The organism is Ferrovibrio sp. (genome assembly GCF_046297895.1).
In the GTDB taxonomy this organism is placed as follows: Bacteria; Pseudomonadota; Alphaproteobacteria; order Ferrovibrionales; family Ferrovibrionaceae; genus Ferrovibrio.
Genome location: NZ_JBKBHC010000006.1, coordinates 308,717 through 323,622 on the forward strand (window position 1 = coordinate 308,717; position 14,906 = coordinate 323,622).

General features: G+C 63.1%; 16 protein-coding genes. 13 read left to right on the plus strand and 3 right to left on the minus strand.

The window, feature by feature from the left end; all coding sequences use genetic code 11:
- The first annotated feature begins 16 nt into the window (after positions 1-16).
- The 9 genes from ACK4FK_RS12690 (at position 17) to ACK4FK_RS12730 (ending at position 8,147) form a co-directional block, all read left to right on the plus strand.
- Positions 17-751 carry a biotin--[acetyl-CoA-carboxylase] ligase gene (locus tag ACK4FK_RS12690; protein ID WP_409745327.1) on the plus strand — a complete coding sequence of 245 codons (735 nt, stop codon included), beginning with the start codon at positions 17-19 and terminating at the stop codon, positions 749-751.
- A gap of 12 nt (positions 752-763) precedes the next feature.
- Positions 764-1,528, plus strand: a complete 765-nt coding sequence (locus ACK4FK_RS12695) for a type III pantothenate kinase (RefSeq protein ID WP_409745328.1) — start codon at positions 764-766, stop codon at positions 1,526-1,528.
- Positions 1,529-1,533: 5 nt separating this feature from the next.
- On the plus strand, positions 1,534-3,198 hold the full coding sequence (locus ACK4FK_RS12700; protein ID WP_409745329.1) for a ribonuclease J: 1,665 nt from the start codon (positions 1,534-1,536) through the stop codon (positions 3,196-3,198).
- A gap of 107 nt (positions 3,199-3,305) precedes the next feature.
- Entirely contained in the window at positions 3,306-3,710 is a 405-nt protein-coding gene (gene mce / locus ACK4FK_RS12705; protein WP_409745330.1) for a methylmalonyl-CoA epimerase, read from the plus strand.
- Between the two features lie 15 nt (positions 3,711-3,725).
- Positions 3,726-3,989, plus strand: a complete 264-nt coding sequence (locus ACK4FK_RS12710; RefSeq protein WP_409745331.1) for a DUF1467 family protein — start codon at positions 3,726-3,728, stop codon at positions 3,987-3,989.
- A 406-nt stretch (positions 3,990-4,395) separates the two neighbouring features.
- Positions 4,396-4,788, plus strand: coding sequence for a hypothetical protein (locus ACK4FK_RS12715; RefSeq protein WP_409745332.1), 393 nt, complete (start codon positions 4,396-4,398; stop codon positions 4,786-4,788).
- An 89-nt stretch (positions 4,789-4,877) separates the two neighbouring features.
- A complete protein-coding gene (proS, locus tag ACK4FK_RS12720; protein WP_409745333.1) occupies positions 4,878-6,206 on the plus strand; it encodes a proline--tRNA ligase in 1,329 nt (442 codons plus the stop codon).
- A gap of 17 nt (positions 6,207-6,223) precedes the next feature.
- Positions 6,224-7,477: a lipoprotein-releasing ABC transporter permease subunit gene (locus tag ACK4FK_RS12725; protein ID WP_409745334.1), complete on the plus strand. Its 1,254-nt coding sequence runs from the start codon at positions 6,224-6,226 to the stop codon at positions 7,475-7,477.
- Positions 7,470-8,147 (plus strand): ABC transporter ATP-binding protein, encoded by a 678-nt coding sequence (locus ACK4FK_RS12730; RefSeq protein ID WP_409745335.1) that lies wholly within the window; start codon positions 7,470-7,472, stop codon positions 8,145-8,147. The genes ACK4FK_RS12725 and ACK4FK_RS12730 overlap by 8 nt, the downstream gene beginning before the upstream one ends.
- Before the next feature lie 8 nt (positions 8,148-8,155).
- On the opposite strand, the gene ACK4FK_RS12735 is transcribed toward ACK4FK_RS12730, so the two are convergent.
- Complete coding sequence (locus tag ACK4FK_RS12735) at positions 8,156-8,740, minus strand: NAD(P)H-dependent oxidoreductase (RefSeq protein ID WP_409745336.1); 585 nt, start codon at positions 8,738-8,740, stop codon at positions 8,156-8,158.
- Positions 8,741-8,885: 145 nt separating this feature from the next.
- Here ACK4FK_RS12735 and ACK4FK_RS12740 point away from each other — a divergent pair, with 145 nt between their 5' ends.
- Positions 8,886-9,617 (plus strand): SDR family oxidoreductase, encoded by a 732-nt coding sequence (locus ACK4FK_RS12740; RefSeq protein WP_409745337.1) that lies wholly within the window; start codon positions 8,886-8,888, stop codon positions 9,615-9,617.
- Positions 9,618-9,620: 3 nt separating this feature from the next.
- Here the strand turns inward: ACK4FK_RS12740 and ACK4FK_RS12745 are convergent, their stop codons facing one another.
- Complete coding sequence (locus tag ACK4FK_RS12745; protein ID WP_409745338.1) at positions 9,621-10,535, minus strand: DMT family transporter; 915 nt, start codon at positions 10,533-10,535, stop codon at positions 9,621-9,623.
- Positions 10,536-10,694: 159 nt separating this feature from the next.
- Between ACK4FK_RS12745 and ACK4FK_RS12750 the strand changes: the two genes are divergently transcribed.
- Genes ACK4FK_RS12750 through ACK4FK_RS12760 form a run of 3 tightly spaced genes read left to right on the plus strand, consistent with a single transcriptional unit; the run spans position 10,695 to position 14,129 of the window.
- The gene (locus tag ACK4FK_RS12750; RefSeq protein ID WP_409745339.1) at positions 10,695-11,165 is read left to right on the plus strand and encodes a (2Fe-2S)-binding protein; all 471 of its coding nucleotides are present in this window, start codon (positions 10,695-10,697) and stop codon (positions 11,163-11,165) included.
- Positions 11,162-13,189 carry a molybdopterin cofactor-binding domain-containing protein gene (locus ACK4FK_RS12755; RefSeq protein WP_409745340.1) on the plus strand — a complete coding sequence of 676 codons (2,028 nt, stop codon included), beginning with the start codon at positions 11,162-11,164 and terminating at the stop codon, positions 13,187-13,189. The genes ACK4FK_RS12750 and ACK4FK_RS12755 overlap by 4 nt, the downstream gene beginning before the upstream one ends.
- A gap of 4 nt (positions 13,190-13,193) precedes the next feature.
- Positions 13,194-14,129, plus strand: a complete 936-nt coding sequence (locus ACK4FK_RS12760) for a helix-turn-helix transcriptional regulator (protein ID WP_409745341.1) — start codon at positions 13,194-13,196, stop codon at positions 14,127-14,129.
- A 4-nt stretch (positions 14,130-14,133) separates the two neighbouring features.
- Here ACK4FK_RS12760 and ACK4FK_RS12765 read toward each other — a convergent pair whose 3' ends face one another.
- Positions 14,134-14,664 (minus strand): GNAT family N-acetyltransferase, encoded by a 531-nt coding sequence (locus tag ACK4FK_RS12765; RefSeq protein WP_409745342.1) that lies wholly within the window; start codon positions 14,662-14,664, stop codon positions 14,134-14,136.
- Positions 14,665-14,906 lie beyond the last annotated feature (242 nt).

Consider the following 14,906-nt stretch of genomic DNA (forward strand, 5'->3'; position numbering starts at 1 on the left):
CTGGCGGACCCACGCTATGAAGTGGGATCTGCGGACGTTCGACGTCCTCGACAGCACTAACGAGGAAGTCCGTCGCCAGGCTGAAATCGGCGCGGCTGAAGGGCTGGCCGTGCTGGCGCGCAGCCAGACGGCAGGCCGTGGCCGCCGCGGCCGGGCTTGGGAGTCACCGGCCGGCAATCTTTTTATCTCGCTGCTGCTGCGGCCAAGCGTGCCACCCGCGCAGGCCGCAACTCTGTCTTTCCTTACCGCCGTGGCATTGGCCGAGGCGCTGGAACTGGCGGCGCCGCAGCTCGGGCCCGCCATCACCTGCAAATGGCCCAATGATGTGCTGGTGAATGGCGCCAAGATCGCCGGCATCCTCCTGGAATCCCGTACGCGGCCTGATGGCGAACTCGACTGGGTCACGGTGGGTATCGGCGTCAACCTGGCACGCCATCCCGAACAGGCTCCTTATCCGGCCACGGCGTTGGTTGCCCATGGCGTGCAGGTCATGCCGGAGGATTTTGCGCCTTGGCTGCTGGCCCGCTATGGCTACTGGTACGGCCGCTGGCGGCAGGAGGGTTTCGCTCCGGTGCGCGAGGCCTGGCTGAAAAAAGCCCAGGGGCTGGGCCTGCCTGCCGTGGTACGGCTGCCGGATCGGGAATTGCACGGCCGTTTCGTGGCGCTGGACGATAGCGGTGCCTTGCTTCTGGAAATGCCAGACGGTCGCGTGCAGACTGTCACCGCTGGTGACGTTTTCCCGGCCGGCTGAAAGGACGACGCCATGTTGCTCGCCATCAATGCCAACAACACCAACGTGAAATTCGGCGTGATCGACGGCGACCGTATCGTCGGCGAATGGCGCCAGCACACTTCGGCGATGCGCACGGCCGATGAGCATGCCGTCTGGCTGCTGCAACTCATGCAGATCGAGGGCATCGACCCCAAGGCCATCGATAGCGCAATCATCGCCAGCGTGGTGCCCCAGGCCACTTTCAACCTGCGCCGGCTCTGCACCCGTTACTTCAACACCGAGCCGCTGGTGCTGGGTGAACCGAATGTGACATACGGCATCCAGATCAAGGGGCAGGGGGCCGGCGCCGACCGGATCTGCAACACCGTGGGCGCGGCCGTTCTGTTCCCCAGGACACCGATGGTTGTGGTCGATTTCGGCACTGCCACCACGTTTGACGTGGTGGATGAAGAGGGCAGTTATTGTGGCGGCGTGATCGCGCCGGGCATCAACCTTTCGATTGAGGCGCTGGTGAATGCGACAGCCCTGCTGCCGCGCATCGTGGTGGAAAAGCCCAAGACAGTGATCGGCACCACCACCATTGCCTGCATGCATTCTGGTGTCTTCTGGGGCTATGTCGGGCTGATCGAAGGCATCGTTGCCCGAATCCGCACCGAATTCGGCCGGCCGATGAAGGTGATTTCCACCGGCGGACTGGCCCCGGTGTTCGATGGTGCCACCGCCGTGATCGAGCAGATCGTGCCGGATATCACGGTGCGCGGCCTTATCGAAATCCACCGGCGCAGCACGACATAAACCGCATGTCCGAACGCCTGGACCAGAACAGCCTGTATTTCCTCCCGCTGGGCGGGGTGAACGAGATCGGCATGAACCTGAACCTTTATGGGTTCGGGGACCGGTGGCTGATGGTCGACCTGGGCACCAGCTTTGCCGACGAAGGCATGCCGGGCGTTGATCTGGTGCTGCCGGATGTGACCTGGATCGCCGGCCGGCGCGAACGCCTACTGGGCGTCGTACTGACCCATGCCCACGAGGACCATCTGGGCGCCATCAGCCATGTCTGGGAGGAACTGCGCTGCCCTGTCTGGGCCACTGGTTTTGCAGCCAGTGTGCTGCGCAAGAAGCTGGAAGAGAAGGGACTGGCCGACGAGGTGCCGGTACACGTCTACAAACCCGGCGAGATAATCGAACTCGGGCCGTTCAAGATCCGCTCGATGAACATCACGCATTCCACGCCCGAGAGCCAGGCGCTGGCCATCGAGACTCCGGCCGGCGTGGTGCTGCATACCGGCGACTGGAAACTTGATCCCCGCCCGGTGCTCGGACCGCAGACGGAGGTGGAAACCCTGCGCGGCTATGGCGACAGGGGCGTGCTGGCCCTGGTCTGCGACAGCACCAATGTTTTCAACCGCGGCCATTCCGGTTCGGAAGGCGACGTGCGCGACAGCCTGATGCAGGTGCTGGCCAACAAGCCCGGCCGGATCGCCGTAACGACGTTTTCCTCAAATCTGGCGCGGCTTGAAAGCCTGTTTTCGGTGGCGGCGCATCTGGGCCGCCATATCTGCCTGATCGGGCGTTCGCTGCACCGTTTCATCCAGGCGGCACGCGAGAATGGCTATCTCGAACACATTCCCAATCTGGTAGACGAGCGCGAGGCTGGGTTCCTGCCGCGCGAGAAGATTATGTATGTCTGCACCGGCTGCCAGGGCGAGCCGCGCGGCGCCATGGCGCGCATCGCCTTCAACAGTCACCCCCATGTGGTGCTATCGCCGGGCGACACGGTGGCCTTTTCTTCCAAGATCATCCCCGGTAACGAACGCACACTGTTCCGCCTGCATAACGAGCTGGTGCGCAACGGCATCGAGGTGATCACCGAGAAGGATGCCTTCATCCACGTCTCCGGTCATCCCTCGCGCGACGAGTTGGCCGAGATGTATCGCCTGGCGCGGCCGCAGATCGCCGTGCCGGTGCATGGTGAGCCGCGCCATCTGGTGGAACATGCCCGTTTTGCCCAGAGCCTGCAGGTGCCGCATGGCATCGTGCCGCGTAATGGCGACCTGATCCGGCTGGCGCCTGGCGCGCCGGATGTCGTCGAGCAGGTGCCTTCGGGCCGGCTGGCCATAGACGGCGACGAACTGGTGCCGGTCCAGGGAGGCGCGCTGCAGGTACGCCGCAAGCTGGCCTTCAACGGCGCCGCCTCGGTCAGCCTGGTCGTGGATGGCGAGGGGCGGTTGCAGACACGGCCACACGTAAAGCTTTCAGGCGTGGTGAACGGCGATGCCGAACTGATCGGGGCCGAAATCGCGGCCGAGATCGCTGCCGCCGTCGACCGGCTGAAACCAGGCGCCCACCGCGATGATGGCAACTTGGAACAGGCGGCCCACCGGGCCCTGCGGTCCGTGCTGAAGGGGCTGACCGGCCGCAAGCCGATCACCCAGGTGCATGTCATCCGTATGCCGGATTAGGGGCCACCTCGTGCGCTGCTGACGCAACGTCACGCCTTGCCCCCGGGCCCGGCCGGCCCCATATTGCACTGCAGAAAACGACCACAGACCGCAGGGAAACGACCGCCATGATCGGCCGCCTCAACCACGTCGCCATTGCCGTACCCAACCTTGCCACCGCCGCGGCCACCTATGCCAACACGCTCGGAGCCAAGGTCTCGGCGCCGGTCGATGAGCCCGACCATGGCGTCACGGTGGTGTTCGTCGAACTGCCCAATACCAAGATCGAGTTGCTGCATCCGCTGGGCGAGAATTCGCCCATCGCGAAGTTCCTGGCCAACAATCCTTCGGGCGGCATGCATCATGTCTGCTACGAGGTGGATGACATCATCGCCGCCCGCGACAAGCTGAAGGCCGAGGGCGCACGCGTGCTGGGCGACGGCGAGCCGAAGATCGGGGCGCACGGCAAGCCGGTGCTGTTCCTGCATCCGAAGGACTTCTGCGGCACTCTGGTCGAGATCGAACAGATCTGAGCCGGCGGTTCGGGCATGACCTGGTTCAACAACAGCATTGCCTTTGTCATCATCTACATGGTGGTGCTGTTCTGCGTGTTGCCCATCGGCGTGAAGACGCCGGACGAGGCCGGCGAGACCAAGCTGCCTGGCCAGGCCGATTCCGCGCCCGTGAATCCGCGTCTGGGCTTCAAGTTCCTGCTCACATTCGCGATCAGTTGCGTGCTGTTCGGCATCTATTTTGCGGTCGGTTATTACGACCTGCTGGGCCTGAACGACCTGCTGGGGCGTGGTCTGTAAGACAGCGCCGGTATCCGGGTATCGGAAGCTTCCGAGTCGCTACTTAAGCGGGAAAATTCTCGGGAATCGCTAAGGCGGGTCGCCAAAAAAAGAAAGGAGCAAGGACATGCCTCGCTCCGTATCCCGTCTCGCGGGTAAGTTTAAGCCTCCCCAGACTTGGGCCGCCTGTTACCAAGCGGTTGCGTATTTTCTATACCGAATGATGAAACCGGTGTCACCCGAAAAGTTATGGCTTCCTAACAAAATGGTAATAATGCGCCGCCAAGGTTGTGGGATGCGCCTGCTTGCGACCGCTGTAATTCTACCCGGCCTGCTGGTGGCCTTGTTTATGGCCTCCGGGGCCTGCGCGCAGGCCTCCCAGACCCCAAAAACACCATCCGAGTCGCCGTCAGGGACCCTGCCAACTGTGATTGTGCTGGATGCCGTCGACTGTCGCCGCCTGCTGGCCCGCCAGGGCAGCGTGACCATGCATCAGCCGGCTCCGGATGTGACCTACCAGCCGGGCCGAGACGTCGATTCCCAGGGGCGGCCGGTCGCGCCAGCCGATCTGCCGGGCAGCAATCCGTTCCCCATGGAAGGGCCCATCACCCTCGACCTGCTCATACCCCTGGAAACCCTGCTGGGCAGCCGTACGCCGCCGCGCATGGGCAAAGCCGAGACCGGTGTGGGGAAGGTGGCCATCGACCCGAAAACGGGCCGGCTGGCTTTCAACGGCCAGCCGCTGGATCCCAAGGGTGAGGATGCCTTGGCGACTGCCTGCCGCGACTATCTGGCCAAACACCAGCCGCCACGGCGCTGATCGTCCCGATCCTTGCGGGTGGTGGGCCGCGGCCTTAAAAACGCCCCAATATCCCGCCATCTCCGTTACCCCACAGGATTGTCATACCCATGCGGCTCAGCAGCTATTTCCTGCCCGTCCTCAAGGAAAACCCGAGCGAAGCGCAGATCGTCAGCCATCGGCTGATGCTGCGCGCCGGCATGATCCGGCAGACCGCCGCCGGCATCTACAGCTGGCTGCCGCTGGGTCATCGCGTGCTGAAAAAGATCGAGCAGATCGTGCGCGAGGAGCAGGATGCGGCTGGGGCCCAGGAATTGCTGATGCCGACCATCCAGCCGGCCGAGTTGTGGCAGAAAAGCGGCCGCTATGAGGATTACGGCAAGGAGATGCTGCGCATTACCGACCGTCACGAACGGCCCTTGCTCTACGGCCCGACCAACGAGGAGATGCTCACCGATATCGTGGCATCTGAGTGGAAGAGCTATCGCGACCTGCCGAAGATTCTCTATCACATACAGTGGAAATTCCGCGACGAAGTGCGCCCGCGTTTCGGCGTGATGCGTGGTCGAGAATTCCTGATGAAGGATGCCTATTCCTTCGATCTCGACCAGGCTGGTGCGCGGCGCTCCTACAACCGCATGTTCGTGGCCTACCTGCGCACCTTCGCACGACTGGGTCTGAAGGCTATCCCAATGCAGGCAGATACGGGCCCCATCGGTGGCGATCTCAGCCACGAATTCATCGTGCTGGCCGAAACCGGCGAAAGCGGCGTGTTCTGCGACAAGGCCCTGATCGAGCGCGATGTGCTGAGCGAGAAGGTCGATTACAGTTCTGACCTGCAGCCCATCGTGGATTCCTGGACTGCGCCATATGCGGCCACGGATGAAAAACACGATACAGCGCGCTTTGAGGCCCTGCCCAAAGACCGTCAGGTGGCGGCCCGCGGCATCGAGGTGGGCCATATCTTTTATTTCGGCACCAAATATTCCAAGCCGATGGGTGCGGTGGTGCAGGGGCCGGGTGGCGAAAGCATCACGCTGGAGATGGGTTCCTACGGTATCGGCGTGTCGCGTCTGGTCGGCGGTATTATCGAGGCGAGCCATGACGATAACGGCATCATCTGGCCGTTCAGCGTTGCACCTTTCCATGTCGGTCTGATCAACCTGAAGGTCGGTGACAAGGATTGCGACGCGGCCTCCGAATCACTCTATGCAAAGCTGCAGGCCGCCGGCTTCGACGTGCTGTATGACGACCGCGACGAACGCGCTGGCGCCAAGTTCGCCACCATGGATCTGATCGGCCTGCCATACCAGGTGACCATCGGTCCGCGTGGCGTGAAGGCGGGGACGGTCGAAGTGAAGAACCGTGCCACCGGCGAGAAGGAAGAGATCACCCCCGAAGCGGTGCTGAACAGGCTGGCCGCCCTGCGGGCCGCGTAATCATCCAAGGACAACGCATGCCCTTCTTTTCCAGGTTTGAGTGGATGCTGGCGCTGCGCTATCTGCGTGCGCGCCGGCAAGAGGGCTTCATCTCCGTGATCGCGGTGTTCTCCTTCCTCGGCATCATGCTGGGGGTGGCCACCCTGATCATCGTGATGAGTGTGATGAATGGATTTCGCGCCGAGTTGCTGGGCCGCATCCTGGGGCTGAACGGGCATCTCACCATCCAGCTCGAATCGCGCAACAGCCTGCCCGATTACGAATTCGTGGCCGATGCGGTGGGCAAGATGCCCGGCGTGGTGCTGGCCAATCCGATGATCGAGGGCCAGGTGATGGCGACGGCCAACAACGCGGCCGCCGGCGTGATGGTACGCGGTGTGCGCCAGGCCGACCTGATGCGGGAAGGGGCCATCGCCAAAGGTTTGCGCGAGGGTAGCCTGAGGGATTTCGAGGGTGACGATGCAGTTGCCATCGGCCACCGGCTGGCACGCAAGCTTGGCCTGCGGCTGGGCGACCAGATTACGCTGGTATCGCCGCAGAATAATACCACGCCATTTGGCAGCGTGCCGCGGCTGGTGCGCTACCGCGTGGCGGCGATCTTCGATGTGGGCATGTTCGAGTATGACTCGGCTTTCGTCTATGTGCCCTTCGAGGCCGCGCAGACCTATTTCCGCCTGCCCAATGCCGCCAGCGCGGTGGAAGTGCGGCTGGAGAATCCCGACCAGGCACGCCAGGTCGCGCGGCAGATCATGCAGCGACTGGGTCCGCAATACCGCATCTACGACTGGCAGCAGGCCAATGCTCATTTCGTCAGTGCGCTGGAGGTCGAGCGCAACGTAATGTTCCTGATCCTGACGCTGATCATCGTGGTGGCGGCCTTCAATATCATCTCCAGCATGATCATGCTGGTGAAGGACAAGGGCCGTGACATCGCCATCCTGCGCACCATGGGCACCTCGCGCGCCTCTATCATGCGTGTCTTCGTGATTGCCGGCGCCAGCATCGGTGTTCTGGGTACGACCAGCGGCTTTGCCCTCGGCCTGGCATTCTCGCTCAACATCGAGCATATCCGTCAGTTCCTGCAGAGCCTGACCGGCTGGCAGCTTTTCCCCGCCGAGATCTATTTCCTCTCGCAGCTGCCGTCCAAGGTGGATTCCACCGAGGTCGTCTATGTCGTGGCGATGGGGCTGGCGCTGTCGCTGCTGGCAACCCTGTATCCCAGCTGGCGCGCCGCCCGCCTCGATCCGGTGGAGGCGCTGCGGTATGAGTAACGTTCTGGAGCTGCAGGATATCCGCCGCACCTTCAGTCAGGGTGGCGAGACGGTCGAGGTGTTGCGTGGCGTCGAGCTGACCGTAAAAGGTGGCGAGATCGTAGCCCTGCTTGGGCCGTCAGGCTCGGGCAAGTCCACGCTGTTGCATATCGCCGGCTTGCTGGAGCGGCCGAGTTCGGGCCGCATTGTGATCGGCGGGCAGGATTGCAGCGCAATGGATGATGCCGAGCGCACGCTGACCCGCCGCCATCGCATCGGCTTCGTCTATCAGTATCACCACCTGCTGCCGGAATTCTCGGCGCTGGAAAACGCCGCCATGCCGTTGCGGGTGCGCGGCGAAAGCGCATCTGCGGCCGGTGCGAAGGCCACCGAATTGCTGACGCATTTGGGGCTGGGTCATCGCCTGAGCCATCGTCCGGCGCGGCTGTCGGGCGGCGAGCAGCAGCGCGTGGCCATAGCCCGCGCCGTGGTGGGCAGGCCCGACCTGCTGCTGGCAGACGAGCCGACCGGCAATCTGGATGAAAAGACCGCCGAGACGGTGTTCGCCGAACTGACCGGTCTGGTGCGCAACAACGGCATCGGCGCGCTGATCGCCACCCATAATATGGAGCTGGCGCGGCGCATGGACCGCATAGTTACCCTGCATGAAGGCCGGTTACGGGCAGCCTGACAATTCGCTCAGGCTGCTTTTCTGCCGGCCTCGCGCATTCGGGCCAGCCACGCTTGCCGCGTGGCATCGTTCGTACCGCCCACGTTACCGAATAGTGTTTCGTTCACGCACTTGACTCCAACAAAGCCCAGGATGTTGCGCTTGAGCAGCCGCAGGGCATGGGCGAAGAAAACCCAGCGATAGGCGAAGGCAGGCATGCCCATGGTGATCGCCACATGGGCAGTGCGCCCGGTCAGTCGCTGTTCCGGTAAGCCTTTGGCGCGATAGGCGAAGGCGAAACCGGGCCGCAGCACCTGCTCGAAAAACGCCTTCAGCATTGCCGGCATGTCGCCGAGCCAGAGCGGAAACATCACCAGCAGATGCTCGGCCCAGGCAATGGCGTCCTGCGCCTCGGTCAACGCGCCAGACGGCAAACCATGCTCGAAGTCCGACTGGCTGCGCAGATAAGGTATATCGAGCGTGGCGATATCGATGCGCCGGATTTCATGCCCCGCCGCCTGCGCGCCATCGGCATAGGCCTCGGCCAGCACCCGGCAGAGCCGGTCATGCGACGGATCGGGATGGCCCAGCAGGATCAGAATGCGTTTGCCCATACCTGCAAACTGCCCCATGGCATGACCGCCTGCCTTGATCTGTATCAGGGCCGGACCACACACCGGTTGCCGCCGCGTCATGGGAATGTGGCAATTGCGCCGGTACGAGAAGGGCTTAGGATTTCCTCGATAAACGGAGGAAACCATGAGCCAGCCACAGATCGTCCTGCTCACCCATGTGAAGCATTTTATCGGCCCGACCGCGGTACATCGCCTGGTGCGCGAGGGGATGACGGTGGTCTGTCATGACATGACCTTCGCCGATCCGGCCGTGCGCGAGGCTTTCCGGGCCGATTTGCCCGGCGCGGAAGTCTGCGCCGCCACGGCACCCGCCGATCTGGTTGCTGAAGTCGTCGGCCGTTTCGGCCGGCTGGACGCACTGGTTTCCAACGATCCCTATCCAGCGGTGCGCGCCGCCGTCGACGAAGCGGACCCAGACGAGTTCCGCCGCGCCATCGAGGCCCTGATGGTCTGGCCCTATACGCTGATCGGTCGGGCGGCGGCACAGATGAAGGCGCAGGATGGCGGCCGTATCCTGATTGTCTCGTCAGCCGCACCGCTCACCGGCATCCCGAATTATTCGATGTATGCCATTGCGCGCGGCGGCGCCAATGCCATGGTGCCGACACTGTCGAAGGAACTGTCGCGCTGGAACATCCCGGTCAACGCAATCGCCCCCAACTACATCAAGAACCCGGATTACTTCCCACCCGAACTGCTGGCCAACAAGGAGGCCGTGGCCAAGATGGTGAAGAATATCCCGCTCGGTCGCCTGGGCGAACCGGAGGAGGTGGCCGAACTGGTTGCGCTGTTCGCCAGTGGCCGCTGCGGTTTCGTTACCGGCCATGTCATTCCCATCGCCGGCGGCTGGGCGTAGGAGCTATTTAGCCGGCGCGTTTGCCTGCTTCGGCTTTGTCGGCAGGGTCATCGCTAATACCCCGATAAAGACACAGACAAAGCCGATCCAGGCGGTAGGACCAAGGCTTTCGCCCAGGAAAAGCACGCCGATGCCCACGCCTATGGGCACGCGCAGATAGGCCTGCGCCGTGGTGCCGACCGAACCCAGGGTATGGATCAGCCGGAAGTAGATGGCGAAGGCCAGCGCGGTGGAAAATACCGACAGGCCGAACAGGGCTAGGATCGAGCTTGTGGAGGGCTCCAGCGTCCATGGTCGGTCGATGATCAGGCTGGCCGGGATCAGCAAGGCCGTACCGCAGAGCAGCGAGCCGGCTGCCGGTACCAGAGGATCGAGGCCCTTGAAATTGCGACCGAAGATCGCCGCGCCGGCATAGCTGATGGTAGCAGCGATGATGGCGAGCTGCGAGATCAGTTCGCGGCCCAGACCATTCAATGCCTGCAGGCCGACGATCAGGCAGATGCCAGCCATGCCGGCAATCACCCCGAACAGTTTGCGTACTGTTGTCGGCTCGTGGCGGGTGATTGCCACGGTCAGCAGGAAGGCAAAGATTGGTGTGGTTGAATTCAGGATCGCCGCCAGTCCGGCATCGACGCTGTATTCCGCCCAGGCGATCAGGGTGAAGGGCACCACGCTGTTGAGGCAGGCCTGGAACAGAAAGCGTTTCCAGGTTTCGCGGTCATGCGGCAGGTGGATGCCGCGCAGTTGCAGGATCGCCAGCAGCAGCAGGCTCGCGATCAATGTGCGGGCTGCGATCAGCGTCACTGGCGGGATGGTGGCGATGCCAAGCTTGATGAAGGTGTAGGACGCACCCCACAGGGTCGCCAGGGCGGCGAGCAGGGCATATTCGACGGCGGGATTGGAACGGAGGTCGGACATCGGGCCTAAAGGGAATCGGAAGGGGTGGGGATCAGACTGCCATGCCGGGCAGGGCCTGTCGTCATACCATGCTACGGGCCTGGCCGAAGCATGGCGCGATCATTCAATACGGCCTCGCCGTTTGCCCGCAGAATACGGCATCCAAGCCTGGAGGATGCCATGCAATTATCCGTTAACGGTCGCCCTGTTGCCATCCCGGATGCCCGGGCAGGTGATCCGCTCTTATGGATCTTGCGCGAGGAACTGGGACTGGTCGGCACGAAATTCGGCTGTGGCCAGGGCCTGTGCGGGGCCTGCACGGTGCATGTCGGCGGTGCGGCGGTGCGTAGCTGCCAGATCGCTGTGGCCGATGCGGCAGGACAGGCGATTGTCACTATCGAGGGACTGGCCGGGGACGATGGCATTCTGCATCCGGTGCAGCAGGCCTGGATCGAGGAAAGCGTGCCGCAATGCGGCTACTGCCAGGCCGGACAGATCATGTCGGCAGCCGCGCTGCTGCAGGCGACACCACGTCCGGACGATGCCACCATCGATGCCGCGATGGCCGGCAATCTGTGCCGCTGCGGCACCTATGCGCGCATCCGCAAGGCGATCCAGGCGGCCGCAAAAAAACTTGAGCAGCAGCCATGAGACCTCTGTCGCGCCGGCTACTGCTCAAGCGCACAGCCCGCGTTGCGGCTGGTGTCACGGTGTTTGTCGCGGCGCCGGCCTGTGCCTTCAATCCTCTGCCAGCCATGCCGACCCGCAGCATGCCGGAGGCCGGGGCTCGGCAGGCCTGGCTGCGGCTGCTGCCCGATGGTCGCGTGCGGCTGTTTCTACCGCGCCAGGAAATGGGCCAGGGTGTCAGCATCGCCCTGCGCCAGATCGTCGCCGAGGAACTGGATTGGGATATTGACCGCGTGGAAATTGAGCTGCCGGATACAGCATCCATCGCTCCGGTCAAATCCACGGTGGGTAGCGACAGCCTGAAAGATTTTGCCGAGCCGGTGGCGCGCGCTGCCGCTTTGGTGCGCGAGCATGTTAAGAGTGGCGCCGGTGGCGCCGAAATCAGCGACCGTGGCCAGCCGGTGTCCCTGCGCAGCTTCCGCCGCAATGATGCCCGTCGTCATGTCGGCATCGGTCTGCCAACCGAAAAAATCGAAAGCATTGTGACCGGCGCGCCACTCTTTGCCGGCGACATCCGCCTGCCAGACCTGCTGTTCGGCATGGTACTGCCGGTCGGAGCAACTATTTCAGGACTGGGCGATGAGGTGCGACTGGTAACTCTTCACGATGGGCGTAGTGGCCTTTTATCTGCTTATCCGGCCGCGTTGCATGCTGCAGCAGCACGGATCGAACGGGATGGTACGGGGCAACCGATGCCGGCAGTGGATATCGATGCCGTTGAGCGAGGCGGCGGCCCCGAGCATAGCCTGCGGGGCGATGCGGTGAATGCCGATGCTTCCTGGACGCTGGATCGACGTTACGACATACCCTTCGCGGCCCACACCGCCATCGAACCACGCAGTGCGGTGGCGCAATGGCATGCCCCGGACGCTGCCGTGCGGCTGGAAATCTGGACCGGAACGCAGGACGCATTCTTCGTGCGCGAAACCCTGGCGCGACAATTGAGCCTGCCAACGGAAAAAGTGCTGGTCCATAGCTGTCGTATCGGCGGGGGCTTCGGCGCCCGCACAATAGTGCGACAGGAACTGGAAGCCGCTTTGCTGGCACAGTCAGCCGGTCGGCCAGTGAAGGTGCAATGGAGCCGCGCCATGGAATTCAGCGACGGTTTTCACCGCCCGCCATCCTCGCACCGTATCCGGGCCCGACTGGATTCCAATGGCCGTATCGCGGACTGGTGGCATGGTTTCTGTTCCGGCCATGTCATTTTCACCTCGGCCGCCATGCCGCGCTGGATGCAACTGGCCACCAGCCTGGTGAAGGATCCCGGGGTGGCGCGGGGTGCTGTGCCTGTCTACGCATCGACACGCATGCGGGTGGAATTTTCCGATATTCGTCTGCCTGTCGATACCGGTCCATGGCGTGGTCTGGGTGCCGGACCAAATGGTTTTGCCATTGAATCCGCCATGGACGAACTGGCCGGCTTGGCCGGGCGGGATCCGCTGCAATTCAGATTGGTAAATCTCGATCCGCAGCACATGCGGCTGAAAGCTTGCCTGGAGCGGGTGGCAGACATATCAGGCTGGACGACGCGACCGCGCTCCGGCTCAGGCTTTGGACGAGGCATCGCTTGTGGCATCTACAAGGAAAGCAGTTATGCCGCTGTGGTGGCAGATGTGTCCGTGGCTGCCGATGGTGCGGTGCGGGTGATGCATCTGTATTGTGCGCAGGATAGCGGTCTGGTGGTGAATCCCGATCAGGTACGGGCTCAGATCGAGGGCAATCTGGTCTGGGGGATCGGCATGATACTAAGCGAGAAACTGCCGATTGAGGATGGCCGGGTGGCCGCCTATAGTTTTGCCGATTACACCATTCCAACCATGGATGCCGTGCCGGTGATCGACATTGTCCTGATCGAACCAGCGGGTGTCTTGCCTAGCGGCGCCGGAGAGACCGCAATGGTGGCAGTGGCGGCAGTGGCGAATGCCATCGCGGCAGCCACCGGCCGGCGTGTGACGACGCTGCCCTATCGTCCACAAACGCCAGCCTGATACCGTGAGCGATTATGCCAGCGCCGCCTTCGTCGGCCTGATCCTGCGCCAGATGGCGGTGGCAGGCATTCCGGTGCCGCAGGAACTGTCGCCGGGGCCATCGCCGGGCGGACCACCTATGGCATCTCTCGACCTGAAACGGCAGTTACTGGCCAATGCCTGCACTGTGGCGGGGCCGGGTTTTGTGCTGCAGGTCGGGCAGGGTATCCATGCCATACCCAGTGATCCAACTCTGGATGCGCTGCGCCGGGCAGTGGATGCTACCGACCTCCTCGACCGCTGGTGCCGGTTGGAGAAATACCATCATTCCCACCATCGTGTACGCGTTTTAAAGGCTGGCGAGCGGGAGATGCGACTCAGTCACGTATCGCTGCGCACGACGCCGCCCGGGCCGCTGGAGAATCTGGCAGTGCTCGGGTTGCTGGCGGCTCTGCTTCAGGCCATCGGTTGCAGCGGCCTGGATATCGATCTCGGTCATGCCTCGGATTGTGTTGCTGCAATGCGCGAGGGCCATATCGTGCTTGCGGCGCAGGCGATTGGTACCCTGCCAACGGCAAAATGGCATATACGCTGGCGCGATCTGCGCCGGGAAGATCGTATCCAGCCGCCGCCCCTGCAGCCCAACCTGCCGGATCGGCTTTATACCCTGTTCGACGACGACCCGGTTCGCCATTGGCCGATTGCGGAGGCCGCTGCAGCCATGGCGATGTCGTCGCGCAAGTTGCAAAGACTATTACAGACACACGGGGCGTCATACTCCGGCATCCTGCGCGATGCGCGTGTCCGTCGTTCGGCGAGGATGATGCTTGAAACGTCGGCCAGCCTGGCCGAGATCGGCTATGCCGCCGGCTTTGCCGACCAGGCGCATTTCACGCGTGAATTCCGCCGCATCCTCGGCGCCAGCCCGGCGGAATGGCGTCGCGTGGCGACCGGCGCCTGATCCTTCAGCGCCGCCGCGCCCGCCAGTCCCCGCGGCTCTGGCCCCACAATTCGGTATCGATGTTGATCGGGGCTGGCAGGCGGCTCTTACGCAGCCAGCGCGATCCCAGGCGCTGGGCCACTTTCTGCGAATTCACATTTTCCGGCACGATGCAGTGGATCACATCGCTCCAGCCCAGATGTTCGAATGCCCAGTCGATGGCTGCCGTAGCCCCCTCGGTGGCATAGCCCTTGCCCCAGGCGTCACGTACCAGGGACCAGCCCACCTCGGGGCCCGGCCAGCCCTCCGGCCGCCATGGCCCCACCCGGCCGATCCAGCGGCCGCTGGCCTTTTCGATCACCGAAAACATGGCAAAGCCATCGATCTGCCAGGCGCCGGCCATGATGCAGAGGCTGCGCCAGGCTATCGGTCGTTCCTGGACCCCGCCCAGATGCTTTTGGCTCTCCGGATCGGCCATGAAAGCCGCCCAGGCATCCAGATCGGTAGCCATGGGCGGGCGCAGGATCAGGCGTTCGGTTTCGAGGGTAATGGTCATGGGCGAGGCTTATGCCATCCTGTGGGGTCGGGGGAAACCATAACCGCGAGTTTCTGGATGTTGGACAGCGTTTTCCAGCGTGCGGCGTGAAATACCATATCTGGCTTGTCCATCTCTGGTTTTTTCCGGTTCGTTCGCCTAGGGCTGGGATTCGTCCGCAAGCGTTCTGCCGACGGCCAGCAGGAACCGGCACTTATCCACAAGATATTGGGAATCAACGCGAATCCGTCATACTCCCAATG